The 19,596-nt window shown below is 64.4% G+C and carries 20 protein-coding genes and 1 other RNA gene; 8 read left to right on the top strand and 13 right to left on the bottom strand.

Translation table 11 applies throughout. The annotated features are described in order from the left end of the window. The first annotated feature begins 179 nt into the window (after window positions 1-179). Window positions 180-1,085: an SDR family NAD(P)-dependent oxidoreductase gene (locus JI59_RS17605; protein ID WP_007011301.1), complete on the top strand. Its 906-nt coding sequence runs from the start codon at window positions 180-182 to the stop codon at window positions 1,083-1,085. Between the two features lie 27 nt (window positions 1,086-1,112). Here the strand turns inward: JI59_RS17605 and JI59_RS17600 are convergent, their stop codons facing one another. Genes JI59_RS17600 through JI59_RS17585 form a run of 4 tightly spaced genes read right to left on the bottom strand, consistent with a single transcriptional unit; the run spans window position 1,113 to window position 4,177 of the window. Further along, entirely contained in the window at window positions 1,113-1,484 is a 372-nt protein-coding gene (locus JI59_RS17600) for a DUF2794 domain-containing protein (RefSeq protein WP_038576515.1), read from the bottom strand. 5 nt (window positions 1,485-1,489) lie between these two features. Then, entirely contained in the window at window positions 1,490-2,194 is a 705-nt protein-coding gene (epsC, locus tag JI59_RS17595) for a serine O-acetyltransferase EpsC (protein WP_007011303.1), read from the bottom strand. A gap of 51 nt (window positions 2,195-2,245) precedes the next feature. Beyond that, on the bottom strand, window positions 2,246-2,875 hold the full coding sequence (locus JI59_RS17590; RefSeq protein ID WP_007011304.1) for an HdaA/DnaA family protein: 630 nt from the start codon (window positions 2,873-2,875) through the stop codon (window positions 2,246-2,248). A 15-nt stretch (window positions 2,876-2,890) separates the two neighbouring features. Beyond that, complete coding sequence (locus JI59_RS17585) at window positions 2,891-4,177, bottom strand: hypothetical protein (RefSeq protein WP_007011305.1); 1,287 nt, start codon at window positions 4,175-4,177, stop codon at window positions 2,891-2,893. A 149-nt stretch (window positions 4,178-4,326) separates the two neighbouring features. Here JI59_RS17585 and purM point away from each other — a divergent pair, with 149 nt between their 5' ends. Together purM and purN are read left to right on the top strand one after the other, a co-directional pair. Then, a complete protein-coding gene (gene purM, locus JI59_RS17580; protein WP_007011306.1) occupies window positions 4,327-5,430 on the top strand; it encodes a phosphoribosylformylglycinamidine cyclo-ligase in 1,104 nt (367 codons plus the stop codon). A gap of 49 nt (window positions 5,431-5,479) precedes the next feature. Continuing rightward, complete coding sequence (purN, locus tag JI59_RS17575; RefSeq protein ID WP_007011307.1) at window positions 5,480-6,430, top strand: phosphoribosylglycinamide formyltransferase; 951 nt, start codon at window positions 5,480-5,482, stop codon at window positions 6,428-6,430. A gap of 88 nt (window positions 6,431-6,518) precedes the next feature. On the opposite strand, the gene JI59_RS17570 is transcribed toward purN, so the two are convergent. The 5 genes from JI59_RS17570 to JI59_RS17555 all read right to left on the bottom strand — a co-directional run bounded on the left by JI59_RS17570 (window position 6,519) and on the right by JI59_RS17555 (window position 9,476). Beyond that, on the bottom strand, window positions 6,519-6,764 hold the full coding sequence (locus JI59_RS17570; RefSeq protein ID WP_007011308.1) for a hypothetical protein: 246 nt from the start codon (window positions 6,762-6,764) through the stop codon (window positions 6,519-6,521). Between the two features lie 26 nt (window positions 6,765-6,790). Further along, a complete protein-coding gene (locus tag JI59_RS28020; protein ID WP_007011309.1) occupies window positions 6,791-6,919 on the bottom strand; it encodes a hypothetical protein in 129 nt (42 codons plus the stop codon). Between the two features lie 127 nt (window positions 6,920-7,046). Next, window positions 7,047-7,469: a nucleoside-diphosphate kinase gene (ndk, locus tag JI59_RS17565; RefSeq protein WP_007011310.1), complete on the bottom strand. Its 423-nt coding sequence runs from the start codon at window positions 7,467-7,469 to the stop codon at window positions 7,047-7,049. A gap of 81 nt (window positions 7,470-7,550) precedes the next feature. Then, window positions 7,551-7,988 (bottom strand): DNA polymerase III subunit chi, encoded by a 438-nt coding sequence (locus JI59_RS17560; RefSeq protein WP_007011311.1) that lies wholly within the window; start codon window positions 7,986-7,988, stop codon window positions 7,551-7,553. A gap of 24 nt (window positions 7,989-8,012) precedes the next feature. After that, window positions 8,013-9,476, bottom strand: a complete 1,464-nt coding sequence (locus tag JI59_RS17555) for a leucyl aminopeptidase (protein WP_007011312.1) — start codon at window positions 9,474-9,476, stop codon at window positions 8,013-8,015. A 108-nt stretch (window positions 9,477-9,584) separates the two neighbouring features. Here JI59_RS17555 and JI59_RS17550 point away from each other — a divergent pair, with 108 nt between their 5' ends. The 4 genes from JI59_RS17550 (at window position 9,585) to rsmA (ending at window position 15,306) form a co-directional block, all read left to right on the top strand. After that, window positions 9,585-11,864, top strand: coding sequence for an LPS-assembly protein LptD (locus tag JI59_RS17550; RefSeq protein WP_038576512.1), 2,280 nt, complete (start codon window positions 9,585-9,587; stop codon window positions 11,862-11,864). Window positions 11,865-12,104: 240 nt separating this feature from the next. Further along, on the top strand, window positions 12,105-13,463 hold the full coding sequence (locus JI59_RS17545) for a peptidylprolyl isomerase (RefSeq protein WP_007011314.1): 1,359 nt from the start codon (window positions 12,105-12,107) through the stop codon (window positions 13,461-13,463). Between the two features lie 20 nt (window positions 13,464-13,483). Next, entirely contained in the window at window positions 13,484-14,488 is a 1,005-nt protein-coding gene (gene pdxA, locus JI59_RS17540) for a 4-hydroxythreonine-4-phosphate dehydrogenase PdxA (RefSeq protein WP_007011315.1), read from the top strand. Continuing rightward, window positions 14,485-15,306, top strand: coding sequence for a 16S rRNA (adenine(1518)-N(6)/adenine(1519)-N(6))-dimethyltransferase RsmA (gene rsmA / locus JI59_RS17535; protein ID WP_038577847.1), 822 nt, complete (start codon window positions 14,485-14,487; stop codon window positions 15,304-15,306). Before pdxA ends, rsmA begins: the two co-directional genes overlap by 4 nt. A gap of 93 nt (window positions 15,307-15,399) precedes the next feature. On the opposite strand, the gene JI59_RS17530 is transcribed toward rsmA, so the two are convergent. Together JI59_RS17530 and JI59_RS17525 are read right to left on the bottom strand one after the other, a co-directional pair. Further along, window positions 15,400-15,882: a hypothetical protein gene (locus tag JI59_RS17530; RefSeq protein ID WP_007011317.1), complete on the bottom strand. Its 483-nt coding sequence runs from the start codon at window positions 15,880-15,882 to the stop codon at window positions 15,400-15,402. 67 nt (window positions 15,883-15,949) lie between these two features. Beyond that, on the bottom strand, window positions 15,950-18,064 hold the full coding sequence (locus JI59_RS17525; protein WP_007011318.1) for a malate synthase G: 2,115 nt from the start codon (window positions 18,062-18,064) through the stop codon (window positions 15,950-15,952). A gap of 280 nt (window positions 18,065-18,344) precedes the next feature. Here JI59_RS17525 and JI59_RS17520 point away from each other — a divergent pair, with 280 nt between their 5' ends. Continuing rightward, window positions 18,345-18,629, top strand: a complete 285-nt coding sequence (locus JI59_RS17520) for a hypothetical protein (RefSeq protein ID WP_007011319.1) — start codon at window positions 18,345-18,347, stop codon at window positions 18,627-18,629. A gap of 88 nt (window positions 18,630-18,717) precedes the next feature. Here JI59_RS17520 and ssrA read toward each other — a convergent pair. Together ssrA and mscL are read right to left on the bottom strand one after the other, a co-directional pair. Then, window positions 18,718-19,061: a transfer-messenger RNA gene (gene ssrA, locus JI59_RS26240) on the bottom strand. 33 nt (window positions 19,062-19,094) lie between these two features. Further along, window positions 19,095-19,538 carry a large conductance mechanosensitive channel protein MscL gene (mscL, locus tag JI59_RS17515; protein ID WP_007011321.1) on the bottom strand — a complete coding sequence of 148 codons (444 nt, stop codon included), beginning with the start codon at window positions 19,536-19,538 and terminating at the stop codon, window positions 19,095-19,097. Window positions 19,539-19,596: the final 58 nt, after the last annotated feature.

Genomic DNA, 19,596 nt, shown 5'->3' with positions numbered 1-19,596 from the left:
AAATGCAATCCCGCTTCGCGCGGAATCGCCGGATTCGTTCGGACCGCCTATGGCCCCGAGAACGCGCGGGAGCAAGCGGCAGCACGCGCTTCATGGGCAAGCTTTGCAATTGAACCGCGCCGCGCAACCTGCCATCTCGCGGCAAGCCCCTTCAAGCGCCAAGCCGGAGTGCCAAGAATATGCCCATTTCGTTCGAAGGACAGGTCGCGATCGTGACCGGTGCCGGCAATGGACTGGGACGCGCCTATGCCCTCGAACTGGCGCGGCGCGGCGCGAAAGTCGTGGTCAACGACCTCGGCGGCGAGCGCGACGGGCGCGGCCACTCCGACGCCGCACTGGCGGTGGTCGAGGAAATTCGCGTAGCTGGCGGCGAGGCCATGGCCGACGGCGGCGACGTTTCGGACTTCGCCCAGATGGAAGCGATGGTCGCGCGCACCAGGGAAGCATGGGGCGGCGTCCATGTCCTGATCAACAATGCCGGGATCCTGCGCGACCGCACTTTCGCCAAGATGGACCCGGCCGATTTCGAGCTGGTCGTGCGCGTCCACCTGCTGGGCAGCGCCTTTGCGACCAAGGCGGTTTGGGAAACCATGCGCGAGCAGCGCTACGGCCGCGTTCTGATGACGACTTCGTCCTCCGGTCTTGGCGGCAACTTCGGCCAGGCCAACTACGGCGCGGCCAAGGCCGGCGTTCTCGGCCTCGCCCGTACCTTGCGCATGGAAGGCGCCAAGTACGACATCCGCGTCAACTCCATCGCCCCGACGGCGGGCACGCGCATGACCGCCGACATCTTTCCCGATGAAGCCTATAATGCTTTCGTTCCGGAAGCCGTGGTGCCCGCCGCCCTCTTCCTCGTATCGAAGGATGCGCCAAGCGATGCCATCGTGGGTGCGGGTGGCGGCGTCTACCAGGGCGCCTTCATCACCATGAACGACGGCGTCCTGCTGCCCGAGGCAGAGCGGACCGTCGAAGGATTCGCAGCGGCCTGGGAACGTATCCGCGACCGGCGCGGCGACCGTGTCTTCGACAACGGCATGGAGCAGTCGCATCATGCGATGGCGATGCTGTCAGGCAAGCGCGGCTGAGAACGGGAGCAAAACAGCCCCCTGCCCTCAATCCTCGACGACCTTGAGGAGCTTGCGTTCGAGCGGGCTGAGAATGCCGGCCAGTTCGTGCCCGCGCTTGAGCACTTGCCCGGCCTCGCCGAACAGCGTCCACATGCCCTGCTTTCCGCGCAGCGAAGGGCGCTTCTCCACCCGCGCCTGCGGGCGTTCGGCAGCGCGGCGAAAGGCGCTGAAGTTCGCGGCGTCCTTGCCGAAATCCATGGCGTAGTCGCGCCACAGTCCGGCCGCGACCATGCGCCCGTAAAGATCCAGAATGCGCATCAGCTCGTCGCGCTCAAACCCCACCTGCAGAGGCTTGCGCCCGGGGAATGCAACGACACTGCCGTGATGGGAATTCAGTCCGGCCGGCCCAACCGACATTCAGCTCAAACGCCCTTGCATGCCGGTTCGGTGGACTTAGCGGCCTCATCACGTTCGGCCATGAGCGCCTCGACTTGCGCTCGCAGGGCATCGATCTGCTCTTCGAGCTGGTCGACGCGCTGGTTGGGCGCCGGTTCGCACGGTTCCTTGCAGGGCGTGCCGTAAGGCATGAAGTCCTTGGCGTACGTCTCTGCAGCGACAAGGGTCGAGCGCGCCTTGACGCCGATCATGGTCGCGCCATCGGGCACGCTCTCCGTCACGACGGCGCTGGCGCCGATGCGGGCACGCTTGCCGATGGTCACCGGACCGATGATCTGGGCCCCGGAGCCGACGATGACATTGTCCTCCAGCGTGGGATGGCGCTTGCCGCCCTTGCCGTTCGTCGGGTTGGAACCGCCAAGCGTGACGCACTGGTAGATAGTGACGTTGTCACCGATCTCGGCCGTCTCGCCGATCACGGTGAAACCGTGGTCGATGAAGAAGTTCTTGCCGATGGTCGCGCCCGGATGAATGTCGATGGCGGTCAGGAACCGGGAGAGGTGGTTGACCGCACGCGCGAGGAAGAACAGGCGCGCATTGAACAGGCGATGCGCGATCTTGTGCCAGAACAGCGCCCACACGCCGGGATAGAGCAGCACTTCCCAACGCGAACGAGGCGCAGGATCGCGCGCCACGACAGAATCCAGATATCGGACAAGATTACCGAGCATTGCCCGAATCTCCCATCAATTCGCCTGCAAGGCAAGCATCGTAGAGCAGACCTAGTTCCCGAGGCCTTCCGGAGCGCTGCCTTTAGTCTCGATCAAGGCTTCGCGCCAGATGGCCAGTGTGGGGGCCTGCTTGCGTTCCAGACTGAGCCGATCGATCGCTTCGACCAGCCTTTCGACCCCCAGATGGCTACGCTCGCACCTTGGTACAAGATAATCGGTTGCGGAATGGTCAAGAACGAGGCCGCGCATCTCGGCGTGGACTTCCATCAAGGCGGCCAGCATCTCGTCGTCCGGCACGCCGACTTCGAGGTCGAGCGCAGCTCCCAGCCTAGAATTGAGATCCGGCAGCTTGACTTTCCACGCCCCCTCGCCGCTGCCGCGCGGCCGGTTGGTGACGATGAGGAGCGGACGCCCGCTCTCCTGCGCGCGGTTCCAGCGGTGGAACAGCGCATCCTCGTCGACCGTCTCGGCATCGTCCACCACGTCACCCACGCCCGCGTCGGCGAACCAGCCAGCGAGAAGCGACTTGCCCGAGCGTGGCGGCCCGGTGAGGATCGCAGTACGGAACGGCCAGTTGCCCGGCTCCGACATTGCGTCGATCACGGACACATTGGCATTGCCCACGACGATGCGCGGGGGCCTGTCCCGTTTGGACGAAAGCGGTAATGCGATCTGCCTCATGCCCAAGGCCCGGTCCTAGCGGCTGATCCTCAGCGTAGAACCGCTGGCAGAGACATTCCAGCCCTGTGCCTTCAGCGCCGCGGCAAGCCGTTCTACCCCGCCCGCTGCCGTCACCCGCATGACCGAGGTGCCACCGATGGCAAGGCTCACCGTAGCGGCCCCGCTCACGCCCGGCACGCCGCGAACGGCAGCCAGCGCCGCGTCGACCGCTCCCGCATCGGGCGTTGCGAACTGTACGGTCACCGTCTCGACCTGACCGGCAGCGACGCTTTCGGACGCGGCGCCCGGGATCGGCTGAGGCGTGAGAAGTTCTGGCGGCGGCGCGCCTTGGGGCATCAGCTTGTCGCGCAATTCGGCGAAAGCGCGGTCCAGCGTGAGGCGACCGGCGGTGATCGTCGGGTCGGGCTGCAGCAGCCCCTGATCGAGCGCACCGCGGTAGATGCCATCGACGCGCTGCACTGCCTTGTCGAGCATTTCAGGCAACTGCTCTTCGCTTGCGGCCGTCATCTCAAAGCTGGAGAGGAACTTGTTGTCCGGGCCGTAGCGCGCCGTGAACGTACCCTTCACCGGGCCGCCCGGCCACTGGCGCTCGAGCCGGGCCACCGGCACGATCACGTCAGCCGCATCGAACTGGTTGAGCACGTTTCGCCACCACAGGCGGCTGCGCCGGCCCGGCTGTCCCGCCGTGAGAATCAGCGATTCGCCGCCCGCACCGGCGGGGCGTACGTAATCGATGGTGCTCTGCGCGGCCTGGAACTCGGCCCAGGCGCGCTGCCAGGCCCCGCGCACCTCGAAGACCTGACGCACACCGCCCGAGTAGAGCACGGGAATGACCAGCAGCGGCGCCGAACGGACCGTCGCACCGTCTCCGCCGACGAACTGGCCCGCCTTGGCCTTGTCGAAGATGACGCCCAGCGAGGCGATATAGCGGTGCGGACCGATCTGTTCGTGCTCGATCACCACGGACGAGACCATGGCATCGATCGACTCGACCGGCATGTCCGGACCGCCCAGCTTCTTCCAGGCTTCCTTTTCCGCCTCTTTCCAGGCCTTGAGGCGCGCATCGGCGCCGGTCTTGTCCGATACGTCGACCTTTATGCCGTTGACCTGAATATCCTCGGAATTGACGAGCGGGGCAATGCCCCGGTCACCATCGATCTGCGCGATCAGCGCCGAGCCGCCCGCCAGGGCGAGCGCCGCCGCCGCCACGCCGCCGAGGATCAGGCCCTTGCGCCCAGCGGCGCCCTTGAGCGAACCGGTGCGGGCAAGCCGCCGGAATTTGTGGGAGATTGTCGTGGCCATTGTCAAAACCCGGGCCTTTTGCCCAAACGGCGAGCGAAATCCAAGCAGGAAAGCGACTGCTCCCGAACTTGGGCATCCCCGGCGCTTTTTGTGCGTCATTTTTGCGGGTCGGGCGTGACTCGAAACCGATTGCGCACTATGCGCGCGCAATGTCCGAAGATAACTCCTCGAAGAGCTATAGCTATGAGCAGGCCGGCGTTTCGATCGCGGCCGGCAACGCCCTTGTCAAAGCCATCGCCCCGCTGGCCAAAGCGACCGCCCGTCCCGGCGCGGACGCCGACCTCGGAGGGTTCGGAGGGTTCTTCGATCCACGCGCGGCCGGTTACAAGGATCCGCTCCTTGTCGCGGCGAACGATGGCGTGGGCACCAAGGTCAAGCTAGCCATCGATCACGACCGTCACGACCACATCGGCATCGACCTTGTCGCCATGTGCGTGAACGACCTTATCGTGCAGGGCGCGGAGCCCCTCTTCTTCCTCGACTACTTCGCTACCGGAAAACTCGAGAACGGCGTCGCCGAACGCGTCGTTGCCGGCATTGCCGAAGGCTGCAAGATGTCGGGCTGCGCCCTCATCGGCGGCGAAACGGCGGAAATGCCCGGCATGTATGCTGCAGGCGACTACGACCTTGCCGGCTTCTGCGTCGGCGCCGTCGAGCGCGGCGAGCAGCTGACCGGCGACAAGGTGGCCAGCGGCGACGTCCTGCTGGGTCTGGCGTCCTCGGGCGTGCACTCGAACGGCTATTCTCTGGTCCGCCGCCTTGCCGAGGACAAGGGCTGGAAGCTCGACCGCCCGGCCCTGTTCGATGCGGAAACCCTGCTGATCGACGCGCTGATCGCGCCGACGCGCATCTACGTGAAGAGCCTGCTGCCCTTCATCCGTTCGGGCCGCATCCACGCCCTTGCCCACATTACCGGCGGCGGTCTGCTGGAAAATATCCCGCGTGTCCTGCCCAAGGGCCTGCATGCGCGCATCGACGCAGGCGCATGGCTGCAGCCGCGCCTGATGGCGTTCCTCCAGGCCCAGGGCAACATCGAGCCCGGCGAGATGGCCCGCACCTTCAACTGCGGCATCGGCATGGTCCTTGCCGTGGCCGCCGACGACGTGGGCGCGCTGCAGGCCGAACTCGAAGCGGCGGGCGAAACCGTCCACGTCATCGGCGCGATCGAGCCGGGCGAAAAGGGTTGCACCGTGCAGGGCAAGGCCGAAGTCTGGTCCGCTCGCGAGAACTGGGAAGCGACGCACTTCGCTTGAGACCACGGATGCTGTTATCCCTCCGGCCTGACGCGAACGGAAGTTTCGAATGAACCGCGAAAAGGTTGCCGTCCTCATTTCCGGCAGCGGCACCAACATGGCCGCCCTGCTTTACGCGAGCCGGGCCGAGGACTGTCCTTTCGAGATCGTCCTGGTCGCCTCCAACGACCCGGCAGCCAAGGGCCTCGTCCTCGCCGAAGCAGAGGGCGTGCCCACCTTCGCCCTTTCGCACAAGGGCATGGCGCGCGCGGAACATGACAAGGCAATGGACGCCGCGATCCGCGAATCGGGTGCGCAGTGGGTCGCCCTGGCCGGCTACATGCGCATCCTCACCCCGGAATTCGTCGGGGGTTGGGAAGGCCGCATGGTCAACATCCACCCGTCCCTGCTGCCCAAGTACACCGGGCTGCACACCCATGAGCGCGCCATCGAGGCGGGCGATTCGCATGGCGGCGTTACCGTGCACCTTGTCACCGCCGAACTCGACGACGGCCCGATCCTGGGCCAGACCCCGGTCGCGATCATTCCCGGCGACACGCCCGACAGTCTGGCCGCCCGCGTCCTGATCGCCGAGCACCAGCTCTACTCGCGCTGCCTCGCGAGCCTTGTGACGCGGGAGAAAAGTGCCGAATGGCTGCTCGAACGCGTGCGCGAACAGGCCATGGCAATGCCGGAGGCCGACGAGATCACGAGCCACGGCATGCCCTGCTTCGGCGTGATCAAGGGCAAGAAGTTCGCCTATTTCACCAGTGATCATCATGGCGACGGGCGCATTGCCCTGCTCGTCAAGATCAGCGGCGTCGACGAACAGGCGATGCTGCTGGAACAGGACGAGGAACGCTATTTCCGTCCCGCCTATTTCGGCGATGGCTGGATCGGCATTCGCCTCGATCTAGGCAGCAACGACTGGGACATGATCGCGGCGCGCATTGCGCGCAGTTGGCGTTCGATCGCCCCCAAGCGCCTGAGCGCCCTGCAGGACGCCGCCGACCAGTTCTGATCGGACGCTTCAATCCTGGCGCCGTTGGACCTGCAGCCGGTGCGACATTGCGCCCGCAGCCAAACGGCCGCAGGCGACCAAGACCTCCTCAGATCTGCGATTCGTCGACGAGTGGCCGGCTCTCGCGCGTGCCGCGATAAAGCGTATCCGGCTCACTGGCATCGCCCGCGATCATCACGTAGTCTTCGTGCACTTCGACCAGTGTGCCCACGAAAGGAAAGCCATCGAGACTGCCACTGACCCGGTAGCTGACGGTATCGCCGACCTTGAAGGTCTTTTCGTCGAAATTGAATTCGAAGGGGCAGGCTTCGCCCGCTTCACCCATGTCCTGCATACACTCTCTCCAATCAGGAGCGAGTTCTAGCGCATGGCAAGGAGGTGAAGCAATTGCACCGGCGCATTTCGCGCACCGATCTGCGCGGTACCCGAGGTAATCACTGCAGCGATGAAGGATATACCGGCCGCGATAACGAATGTCCTACCGATCAAGGCAAATCTCCTTCAATTCAGACTCCATTAGCTAACACTTGATTAACCGAACGACAGGACGTGCCGCAAAGAAAAAGGCCGCCCAAACGGGCGGCCTTCGTCCATCTTGCGAAGAATTAACCGTCGATCAGCCGACGATCTCTTCCGGCTTGAAGAAATAGGCGATCTCGATCGCGGCATTCTCGTCCGAATCCGAGCCATGGACCGAGTTGGCTTCGATCGATTCGGCGTAGGTCTTGCGGATGGTGCCTTCGGCGGCATCGGCCGGGTTGGTGGCGCCCATGACGTCGCGGTTGCACTTCACGGCATCTTCACCCTCGAGGACCTGGACCACGACCGGGCCCGAGATCATGAACGAGACGAGGTCGTTGAAGAACGGGCGTTCCTTGTGGACGGCGTAGAAGCCCTCGGCCTGTTCCTTGGTCATCTGGATGCGCTTGGAAGCGACGACGCGCAGGCCCGCTTCTTCCAGCATCTTGGTGACGCCGCCGGTCAGGTTGCGACGGGTGGCATCGGGCTTGATGATCGAAAAGGTGCGGGTAACCGCCATGTCTGGTTCCTTGCGAAGTATGGTAATTGGGAAAGTTGCGCGCGCCCCTAGCGGGGTTTCGGTTGCGCCGCAAGCACGCCTTTATCCGGCCTGGATCCAGCGGCCGCCTTCCTGCTTCCAGTAATAGTGCTCCACGGCTTCGCGAGAGCGCAGTTCGCGCCAGACGCCGCGGGCCTGCTGAACCGTCGATTCGTCGAAGAGATAGAAGGTGCGCGCAAACGGTTCGCTGCCTTCACGCCACTGCCCGTCGGCGATGGCCATGAACTTCGCCCCGTTGGCCGGTTGCGGCGCATCGGACAGGAGGATCGGCTGGCGTTCCTCCTGTCCATCGCCAACCTCGCCATTGGCAAGGAACGTGTCGGGCCCAGCCGACCACAGGGCCTGCCGGATCCGCTTGCGCTGCTCGCCGTCAGCGGAGACCACCAGGAGGCGCTCGCCCGACCCGATGACCTTGCCCGCGATCAGCGGCAGTGCGACTTCGGCTGGATCGCGGCTGAGCTGGTAGAAATCGACCCGCATCGGCCGCGTCCCTCCCCTTGCCTATCAGGCTTCGAGCGTGTCGCGAACGAATCGGTCGAGCAGGCGCACGCCGTAGCCGGTCGCACCCTTGTCCCAGGTCGCGCCGGGCTTGTCGGTCCAGACGGTGCCGGCAATGTCGAGGTGTGCCCAGGGCGTATCGTTCTCGATGAAGCGCTTGAGGAACTGCGCCGCAGTGATCGAGCCGCCGAAGCGCGGGCCGACGTTCTTCATGTCGGCGATCTGGCTGTCGATCATCTTGTCGTAGCTGGGGCCCATCGGCATGCGCCACAGGCGGTCGCCCGAGGCATCGCCGGCTGCGGTCAGCTCGGCGGCAAGCTCGTCGTTGTTGGAGAACAGGCCCGCATACTCATGAGCCAGCGAGAGGATGATCGCGCCGGTCAGCGTGGCAAGATCGACGATCCTGGCCGGGCTGTACTCACGCTGCACCCAGGTCAGCGCATCGCACAGCACCAGGCGACCTTCGGCGTCGGTGTTGATGACCTCGATGGTCTGGCCCGAAAGCGAAGTGACCACGTCACCGGGGCGCTGGGCATTGCCGTCGGGCATGTTCTCGACCAGCCCGCAAATGCCCACGACATTGGCCCTGGCCTTGCGCAGCGCGAGTGCGAGCATGGTGCCCGCAACCGCGCCGGCGCCGCCCATGTCCCACTTCATGTCTTCCATGCCGGCCGCAGGCTTGATGCTGATACCGCCGGTATCGAAGGTCACGCCCTTGCCGACGAAGGCGACGGGCTTGTCGCCCTTGGCGCCGCCCATCCATTCCATCACCAGCAGGCGCGCGGGGCGAACAGAGCCCTGCGCCACACCGAGCAGCGAGCCCATGCCAAGCTCGGCCATTTCCTTGTCGTCGAGGACGCGGATCTTGATCCCGGTGCCGGCCATGCGCTTTTCGCAGCGGGCAACGAAGCTTTCCGGATAGATCGTGTTGGCAGGCTCGGTCACCAGTTCGCGGGTGAAGGCAACGCCGTCCGCCACGGCGGTTTCCACGTCCCAGTTGGCAGCAGTGCCATCGGGTGCGCCGATCACCGAGATCGCAGCCAGCGAGGGCTTCGCTTCGTCGGACAGCTTGGTGCGATAGACGTCATGGCGCCAGGAACGCAGCACCGCGCCAAGCAGCGCGCCAGAAGTTTCCTCGGCGGAGAGCCCTGCCCCGGTAACGTCGAGCGCCAGTGCGGTCTCGCCCGAGGTCAGGTACTTGGCAACGATGGCCGCACCCGCCTTTTCGATGGCAGCGCGGCGATCCTTGGCCGACGCGGCGCCAATGCCGGCCAGAACGACCCGTACGACCTTGCCGTCACGCTCCGCGAAACCTTCGAAAACCTGCCCGGCCTTTCCGGTGAAGCGCGACTGCTTCGCTCCCTCTGCAAGCACCGGTTCGAGATCGGCAGGCATCGCATCCTGGTTGACGAGGCGGGCCACGAGGCGTTCGGCACTGGGGGTAGCCGCATCGAGGAACTGGATATTCATGGATTCTCCTGAATTTTTTTCATGCGATGGCGCCGTTGATTTCACAACTTGTGCGGTTCACCGCATCACTGGATTGCAGTTAGGCACCGGCGATGCGATAGGCAAGTGATGCTCCCCGCCGCGCAGATACCGCAGCAAGCCAGTCATCGCCGCTTGCGTCCCGTTTCGCTGGGCATCCTCGCCGCAGGAATTGCCACGCTCACGCTAGCCCCAGGGGCATATGCACAGGATGCGGCCTCCGTTGCCGAAGAAGCGGCGCCTGTCAGCACCGAGGAAAGAATACCGATCGGCTTCGAGGCCGACACGGTCGAGTACGACCAGAACGCGGATTCGGTAACCGCGAGCGGCAATGTCGTGCTGAGGCGCGAAAAGCAGTCGGTGCGCGCCGATACGGTAACCTGGAACCGCCAGTCCGGCCAGATCGTCGCGAGCGGCAATGTCCGCCTCGTCGATCAGGACGGCAACCAGCTCTACACCGACCGCATCGAGTTGACCGACGAGCTCAAGACCGGCGCCATGCAGAACCTGCTGCTGGCCCTGCGCGAAGGCGGCCGGCTCGCGGCGGCCGATGGCGAGCGTTTGCCCAACGGCGACGTCATTCTCAACAAGGCCGCGTATACCGGCTGCGACGTCGTGGGCAGCGACGGCTGCCCCAGGAAGCCCAGCTGGCGCATCGTCGCCAAGCAGGTGATCTACTCCGAGGACCGCCAGCGCATCCGCTTCAACGATGCGCGTCTCGAACTGTTCGGCGCAGTCCAGCTGCCCCTGCTTGGCCTGACCGTCAGCACCAATGGCCAGGCCGTCTCCGGCTTCCTTGTCCCCGATTTCCGCCTTTCGCCCTCGAACGGCGTCGAGATCAGCGAATCGTACTACTGGAAGATCTCCGAGAACCGCGACCTCACCGCGACGGCCTATGCCTATACCAAGGCCGCGCCGATGGCGTCGATCGAGTACCGCGCCCTTACCGAGAGCGGCGCCTACCAGATCACCGGTTATGCTACGTCCAGCAACCGGATACCTATCATCGGAACGACAGTGGGCACCGAGGGCGAAAGCGCCTTTCGCGGCTACATCTTTGCCAACGGCAAGTTCCAGATCGACGATAACTGGAGCGTCACAGCCTCGATCCGGCGCGCCAGCGACCGCACTTTCCTGCGCCGCTACGACATCAGCCGGGACGACCGCCTGCGCTCCATCGTCAACATCGAACGGATCGACCAGGACAGCTATCTCTCCTTCGCGGGATATGCGACGCAGACCATGCAGTCGAGCCGCGACCAGGGGCTGATCCCTGTCGCCTTCCCCGTCCTCGATTATCGTCGGCGCTTCGACGATCCCGTACTGGGCGGCAAGTTCGAGACCCAGATCAACACCTTGGGAATCTCCCGCAGCAACGGCCAGGACACCCAGCGTGCCTTCGCCAGCGCGCAGTGGTCGCTGCGCAAGCTGACCTCGATGGGCCAGGAAGTCACGCTGACCGGCCTCGCGCGCGGCGACGTCTACCATTCGGACGAGAACGACAAGACGAGCACCGTAATCTATCGCGGCGATCCGGGTTGGCAGACCCGAGGCATCGCCACCGCCGCGCTCGACGTGAAATGGCCACTGGTGGGCAAGGTCTTCGGCGGAACGCAGGTCCTCACCCCGCGCGTGCAGCTCGTCGCCACACCGAAGGTGAAGAACCTTGCGATCCCCAACGAAGATGCGCGAGCGATCGAGCTGGAAGACAGCAACCTGTTCTCGCTCAACCGTTTTCCCGGCTACGACCGGATCGAAGACAGCGTGCGCTTTACCTACGGCGTCGACTGGCAGTTCGAAATGCCGCGCTGGCGGATCAGTTCGACGGTCGGCCAGTCGATCCGCCTGAGCAACAAGCCGACCCTGCTGCCCGATGGCACCGGCCTGACCAACAAGACTTCGGACATCGTCGGCCGCACCGAAGTGCGCTATCGCAACTTCCTCAAGGTGATCCACCGCTTCCGCGTCGACAAGGACAGCCTCGCCGTTCGCCGAAACGAGTTCGACGCCGTGGTCGGCAACAACGAGACTTATCTCGAACTGGGCTACACCAAGCTCAACCGCGACATTTCCAACGAAATCGAGGATCTCCAGGATCGCGAGGAAGTCCGCGCGGCCGGGCGCGTAGCCTTTGCCAACTACTGGTCGGTGTTCGGCTCTGCAGTCGTCAACCTGACCGATCGCTCGGAAGACCCGATCTACGGCTCCAACGGCTTCCAGCCCCTGCGTACGCGTCTGGGGGCGGCATACGAGGACGACTGCATGCAGATCGCCTTCACCTGGCGCCGCGACTATGAGGCCACGGGCGACGCCCGGAAGGGCAACTCCTTCCAGCTCCGCTTCAGTCTCAAGAACATCGGCTTTCGATGAAGTCGGCCCGCCCTCGACCCGCCGTAACGACGTCCCGGAGTGGAACTACGGGGAATTCCTCTGAATTGCCGGTGTACAGACGTTGGCAGGCCCGAGCAAAGCCGCTATCGGGTTGGCTCATATTCGGTTAAGCCGCAGCACGGCAGGAGCAAATTCTGGTGCGGCGGGCACGTGAGACACCTGTCCCTGCCCCCGGAACACACCCGGTTAAGTCCGGTCGAAAACGGGATTGAGATTACGGTGCAAGCAATCAATCGCAGCAAGTTCATCAAGCAGGCGCTCCATTCGATCGGCGCTGCCATCGTCATCTCGGGAAGTCTCGCCGCCTCCGCAGCCAATGCGCAGTCGGCACCGCAAGGCCAGATCGTCATTCCCGATGACGTGAAGATGTTCGGAAACGACAATCCCAACATGCGCCGCGCGACTGCGGTCGTGAACGGCTCGGTGATCACCGGGACCGACGTCGATCAGCGCCTCGCGCTCGTCCTCGCCGCCAACCAGGGCAAGGTGAGCGACGAGGAAAAGAAACGCCTGCGCCTGCAGGTCCTGCGCAACCTGATCGACGAAACCCTGCAGATCCAGGAAGCCAAGGCTTCGGACATCGACATCGCGCAGGCCGAGATCGACCAGTCCTATGCGCGTGTCGCTGCGCAGAACTTCAACCAGAACACCGATGCGATGGATGCCTACCTCAAGCGCATCGGCTCTTCACCGGAATCGCTCAAGCGCCAGATCCGCGGCGAGTTGTCCTGGCAGCGCCTGCTCCAGCGCAACGTCGCGCCGTTCATCAACATCTCCGAGGACGAAGTGAACGAAGTGCTCGACCGGCTGAAGGCCTCGAAGGGCACCGAAGAATACCGGCTCGGCGAAATCTACCTCGCCGCGACGCCCGAATCGCACGACCAGGTCGCCCAGAACGCGATGCAGATCGTGCAGCAGCTGCGTGAAGGCGGCAGCTTCGTCGCTTACGCCCGCCAGTACTCGCAGGCCTCGACCGCCGCCGTCGGCGGGGACCTGGGCTGGATTCGCCTGGCCCAGCTGCCCGGCGAACTCGCCGCGGCTGCGCGCGAGATGCAGACCGGCCAGCTGGTCGGCCCGATCGAGGTGCCAGGCGGTTTCTCGATCATCTACCTGATCGACAAGCGCCAGGTTCTGACTGCGGACCCGCGCGACGCGGTTCTCGCGCTCAAGCAGATCTCGTTGGATTTCCCCAAGGGCATCAGCGAAGCGCAGGCCGGCGCGAAGGCAGAGGCTTTCGCCAAGGCGATCAGCGCGGCCAAGGGCTGCGGCGATGTCGAAAAGGTCGCCGCCGGGATCGGCGCTCAGGTCGTCGCCAACGACCAGGTGCGCGCCCGCGACCTGCCCGGACCGATCCAGAACGCCATTCTCCAGCTGTCGCCCGGCGAAACGCTTCCGCCATTCGGCTCGATCGATGACGGCGTGCGTATCCTCATGCTCTGCGGCCGTGATGACCCGCAGGTCGATAGCGGCCCAAGCTTCGACCAGCTCATGTCGCAAATGGAAGACGAGCGCATCAACAAGCGTGCGCAGATGTACCTGCGCGACCTTCGGCGTGACGCGATCATCGAGTACAACTGACCTGCGACGGAGCGGCTGACATGGCCCTTGCGGCCCCGCTCGCGATATCGCTGGGCGACCCTGCCGGCATCGGCCCCGAGCTGATCGCCGAAGCCTGGATCAAGCGCGAAACCGCGGGCCTCGCCCCGTTCTTCGTCGTCGGCGGAGCCGATGTGCTGGCGGCCGCCGCACGCACGCGCGGCATCGACCTGCCCGTGTCACGCATCGCAGAACCTTCGCAGGCCGATGCGGCATTCGCCATCGGCCTGCCGGTTCTGGGCGATGAAGACAGCAAGCCGACCTTCGGCTCGCCCGACATGGCGGGCGCGCGCCTCGCCCTCCATTCGCTGGGGGCGGCGACCGCGCTCGCCCGTTCGGGCAAGGCAGGCGGCGTCGTGACCGGCCCGATCGCCAAGTCGAAGCTGGCCGAAGTCGGCTTCACACAGCCCGGACAGACCGAATTTCTCGCCGATGCCTGCAGCCTGCCGCATGAGGACGCGGTAATGATGCTCGCCGGTCCGTCGCTGCGCACGGTGCCGCTTACCGTCCATACCGCCCTCTCGCAAGTTCCCGCCCTGCTGACGCAGGAGCTGATCGTACACCGCGCCCGGATCGTGGCCCGCTCACTGGCCCGCGATTTCGGCCTTGCCCGCCCCCGCCTGGCGATCACCGGCCTCAATCCCCACGCAGGGGAAGACGGCCGCATGGGCGACGAGGAACAGCGGATCATCCGCCCCGCCATCGAGACGCTCAAGGCCGAGGGGCTCGCCGTAACCGGCCCCCACCCGGCCGACGCGCTCTTCGCCGCACACGAACGCGGTGGCTATGACGTGGCCTTGTGCATGTACCACGACCAGGCACTGATCCCGATCAAGACGCTCGACTTCGACCAGGGCGTCAACGTCACGCTCGGCCTGCCGATCATCCGCACCTCGCCCGATCACGGCACGGCCTTTGCCATTGCCGGAAACAACACCGCCAGTGCGGGCGCGATGATCGCGGCGATCCGCATGGCCGGCGAATGTGCGGCGAGGCGCGCGGCATGACCACCCTGCCTCCCTTGCGCGAAGTCATCGCCAGACACGGCCTCTCCGCCTCCAAGGCATTGGGCCAGAACTTCCTGTTCGACGAGCAGCTGCTCGACCGCATCGCTGCCATTCCCGGCGCGCTTGAAGGCCACAACGTCCTTGAAGTCGGCCCCGGCCCGGGCGGCCTGACCCGCGCGCTGCTGCGGGCCGGGGCGCAGGTCACCGCGATCGAGATGGACCGCCGCTGCCTTCCGGCGTTGGCCGAAGTCGAGCAGGCCTTCCCGGACAAGCTCAAGGTCATCGAAGGCGATGCGATGAAGATCGCCCCCGCCAGCCTGTTCGACGGTCCCTATCACGTAGTCGCGAACCTCCCTTACAATGTCGGCACCGCGCTGTTCACCGGCTGGCTTTCCGGCGAGGAATGGCCGCCGCAGTGGCAGTCGCTGACGCTGATGTTTCAGGAAGAAGTCGCGCGCCGTATCGTTGCCGAAGCCAATACCTCCGCCTATGGCCGCCTCGCCGTTCTGGCGCAGTGGCGGTCGAAGGCGAAGCTGGCAATGAAGGTGCACCGCAGCGCCTTCACCCCGCCTCCCAAGGTCATGTCGGCCATCGTCCACGTTACGCCGGGCACCGCTCCCGAAGGTGTTTCGATGCGCGTGCTGGAGCGCGTGACCGAAGCGGCCTTCGGCCAGCGCCGCAAGATGCTGCGCCAGAGCCTCAAGGGCTTGCCCGGGGCACTGGCGGCGCTGGACAGGCTCGGGATCGATGTGCAGCGCCGCGCCGAAACGCTCAGCGTGACCGAATTCGTGGCCATTGCCCGCGAATTGACGCCTTAACTCGCCAGACTTGCCATTGTCGGTCGGCCGTCATCCCGGACTCGATCCGAGATCACGATTGGAAGGGCATCGAAACCGGCAGGCGAGAGCCGCCTAGTCCCAGTCGCGAGTGGAGAGTGCGAGGTCGGTGGTGTCGCTTGCCGCTTCGCCGCTGCCCAACCGCGCGATCACGAAGGTGCTGCCGCCCAGCAGCGCTGCTAGCAGGACCAGACGGACGGCGCGCGACTTGCCGAAGGACTTCCAGCGCGGCCCTCCAGAAATGCCGATGACATCCCGCTCCGTCATTCGCGATACCGGAACCGCCATGCCCTGCACGAGGTCGGGCACCCGGATTTCTTCCTTGAGTGCGATGCCGCAGCGGTCGCCATGCGACCAGCGGACACGGCCTGCCAGCAAATGATCGCCGATCTCGATCTTGACCCGCCCGCCCTTGGCCGGCGGGTCGGCCATCATCGCCATGAGGCCGCGCGAAGAGGCATTGCCCACCATCGCATCGCAATCGCGATCGTTGACGCGGATGTGCACCATCAATGCGGCGGGCTCTCTTCCCTGCACTCGTTCCTTGCGGAAGAACATGATCCTCCCCCCATCTTGCACCATCAGGCAGGATGGGGGGAATCGCTTAGGATTTCGCTAAGGCGATCTAGGCAGTCACCAGAGCCGATTTCTTCTTCAGGCGCCAGGCATGCAGCAGCGGTTCGGTATAGCCGCTGGGCTGCTCGACACCCTTGAAGACGAGATCGCAGGCTGCCTTGAAGGCAAGGCTGGTGTCCCAGTTGCCCGCCATCGGTTCATAGAGCGGATCGCCGGCGTTCTGGGCATCGACCTTTTCAGCCATCCGCTTCAGCGCGTCCATGACCTGCGCCTCGGTGCACACGCCGTGAAGCAGCCAGTTGGCCATGTGCTGGCTGGAAATGCGCAAGGTGGCGCGGTCCTCCATCAGGCCCACGTCATTGATGTCGGGAACCTTGGAGCAGCCGACGCCCTGATCGATCCAGCGCACGACGTAGCCGAGCAACCCTTGTGCGTTGTTCTCCAGTTCTTCGCGCACTTCGTCCTCGGACCAGTTGGCGCCATCAGCCAGCGGAATCTGCAGCAGCAGGTCGAGGTCCGGGATTTCCTCGCCAGCCATGCCTTCGCGCAGGCCGAACACATCGACTTCGTGATAGTGCATCGCATGGAGCGTCGCGGCGGTGGGCGACGGGACCCATGCGGTGTTCGCGCCGGTCCTGGGATGGCCGACCTTCTGCTCCATCATGTCGCGCATCATGTCGGGCGCGGCCCACATGCCCTTGCCGATCTGCGCCACGCCCGAAAGTCCGTGCTTGAGGCCGATGGCGACGTTGCGCTTCTCGTAGGCGGCGATCCAGGTCGAGCCCTTCATGGCGCTCTTGCGGATCATCGGACCGGCCCGCATCGAGGTGTGGATCTCATCGCCGGTGCGGTCGAGGAACCCGGTGTTGATGAAGACGATGCGGTCCTTCACCGCGTGGATGCAGGCGGCGAGGTTGGCCGAAGTGCGGCGCTCCTCGTCCATGACGCCCACCTTGACGGTGTTGCGCGGCAGTTGGAGCAGATCCTCAACTGCATCGAACAAGTCATTGGTAAAGGAGCACTCTTCAGGACCGTGCATCTTCGGCTTGACGATATAGATGCTGCCCTTGCGGCTGTTGCCGTAGCGGGTCATGCCCTTGACGTCCTGCGCCGAAATCGCGCTGGTGATCACCGCGTCCATGATGCCCTCGGGTATCTCGCTGCCATCGGGCAGGAGAATCGCTGGGTTGGTCATCAGATGGCCGACATTGCGCACGAACAGCAGGCTGCGGCCGGGCAGTTCCTGCGCCTCGCCGGTGGGCACGGTCACGACCTTGTTGCCCGCCAGCTCGCGCGTCAGGGTCTGGCCGCCTTTCTCGAAAGTGTCGGTCAGGTCGCCGCGGATCACGCCGAGCCAGTTCGAATAGGCAAGGAACTTGTCCTCGGCATCGACGGCGGCGACCGAATCTTCAAGGTCGACAATGGTGGTCAGCGCCGCTTCAAGAACGATGTCGGAAATACCGGCCTTGTCAGTCGCGCCGACCTGGCTCGAGGGATCGACGACGATCTCGATGTGCAGGCCGTTGGACTTGAACAGGCGTCCCTTGAGGGTCTCGCCGACGCACTGGTCCGGATCGGCCAGGGTGACTTCCAGGCTGTCGACGTCGGCCCAGCTTCCCGATGCCAGCGGCAGCGCCTTGTCGAGGAACTTGCGCCCCTCGGCGATGACGGCGGCGCCGCGAACCGGGTCGTATCCCTTGCCCTGCGCCGGCGCGGCGTCGAGCGCATCGGTGCCGTAGAACGCATCGTAGAGGCTGCCCCAGCGCGCGTTGGCGGCGTTGAGCAGGAAGCGGGCGTTGAGCACGGGCACGACGAGCTGGGGCCCGGCCATCGTCGCGATCTCGGGATCGACGTTCCGGGTTCCGATCGAGAAGCCTTCCGGCTCGGGCACGAGGTAGCCGATGTCCTGCAGGAACGCCCGATATTCGCCCAGCGCGACAGGCTTGCCCGCGCGCGACATGTGCCAGGCATCGATCTGCGCCTGAAGCTGATCGCGCTTTTCCAGCAGTTCCCGATTGCGTGGAGCAAAGCGCGCCAGCAGCTGCGCAAAGCCGCTCCAGAACGCAACCGTATCCTGCCCGATGGGCGCAAGGACCTTCTCCTCGACGAAATCCGCCAATCCGGCGTCGATCTGGAGGCCCGAACGTTCAACCCTTTGCGTCATCTTTCCTCACACTTCCTGGACGCACGCGCGAAACCAATGCGCCGTGCGATCATTGTAGATTACCAAGACTGTCCTGGGGAAGGATGCCCTGCCCTATGACGCATGAGCCGGCGATTGGCAACAGGGACTATCGTATAAAGCCCTGCGCCTCCAGCGGCTTCCAGCCTTGGGGATCGCGTCGGAATCACTTACACTTCAGATTCCGGTAACCATCGCAAGGACCGGAAACCGGGGACTGGCACAAAGGTTGCTAAGAGGTAAACGAGAAAAGAGGATCGAAATGTTCAGGAAAATCGCCCGCCTCTTCGTGATCAAGACACGCTGGGAAGCGTACATGATCATCTATGCGCTTGCGCTGGGAGCGATCGAACGCGGCAGCGTATACCTGACCCGGTTTCCCGGATTCGGCGGTAAACTCCTGTTCCTCGCCTGCACCGGTTCGGTGTTCATGGCCGGCGCGAAAATCCTCGACTGCCTGAAATACGAAAAGGCACAGCGAGAGGGCGAAGCCGCGCAGGCTGCGCCGCCGCTCGCCCTGCCCGAAGACCAACGCGAGGCGGCCTGACCGCGCGAGCCTCGCTGCCCTGGGCAGTTTCCTGATCCGATCTGCATGAAGTGGGGTGTTTCTGTTGCCAGGTACACCCCGAACCCCTGGAATCCGCTTCTGTTGACCGGTGGGTCCAACCGCGTTCTAGCTTTGTAACTTCAGGCCGTTAGGCCCTAGAATTACGCGGCGAGAGCAAGTGCTTCGTTGTCGTTGGCACTTATGAGTTTTGAGCCTTGAACGGGTTACTCAGCCCGGACGAAAACACCGCTTTTCAACACACGTCGATCCTAGTTCGGCCCCGTCATCAACGCCGCCTTGGCGAGGTTGGTGGTGGAGCCGCCGGGTACCGCCCCCGGGTCCGCTGTGCCTATTGCACGCCGCAATTTATCGTCATAGCCGACCGAAGCCGGCAATGACCCATATAGGCGATCAAACGTGAATGTGAAGTGAGCAAGCTGCGGGAAACGCGAAGTTCCCCACCATTCAGCCGCGCTTCTTCAATTCGTCGCGAATTTCGGTGAGCAGTTCGATCTCGCTCGGACCCGAGGGCGCAGGGGCCACCTCTTCCTCTTTCTTTTCAACTGCTTCCATCAGACGGTTCACATAGCGAACCATCAGGAAGATGATGAAGGCAAGGATCAGGAAATTGATCACCGCAGTGACAAAGGCGCCATAACCGATCATCGCCGCCCCGGCTTCCTTGAGCGCGGCATAATCGTCCATCGCGCCCGCATAGCCGTCGGGCGTGCTGAGCAGGATGAAGTGGTTGGAGAAGTCCGCACCGCCGAAGATGGCCCCGATCACCGGCATGATCACCTCGTCGGTCAACGACTTGACGATCGCACCGAAGGCCGCGCCGATGATGACGCCGACCGCCAGGTCCATGACATTGCCCTTGGCGATGAATTTCTTGAATTCCTGAAACATCCAGACCTCCTCGGTGCGGTTTTCGCAGGATCCTGTCATCGCAACCGGTCATTACGCC

The sequence above is a fragment of the Novosphingobium pentaromativorans US6-1 genome (genome assembly GCF_000767465.1).
GTDB lineage: Bacteria > Pseudomonadota > Alphaproteobacteria > Sphingomonadales > Sphingomonadaceae > Novosphingobium > Novosphingobium pentaromativorans.
This window is presented reverse-complemented; position numbering and strand designations above follow the sequence as displayed.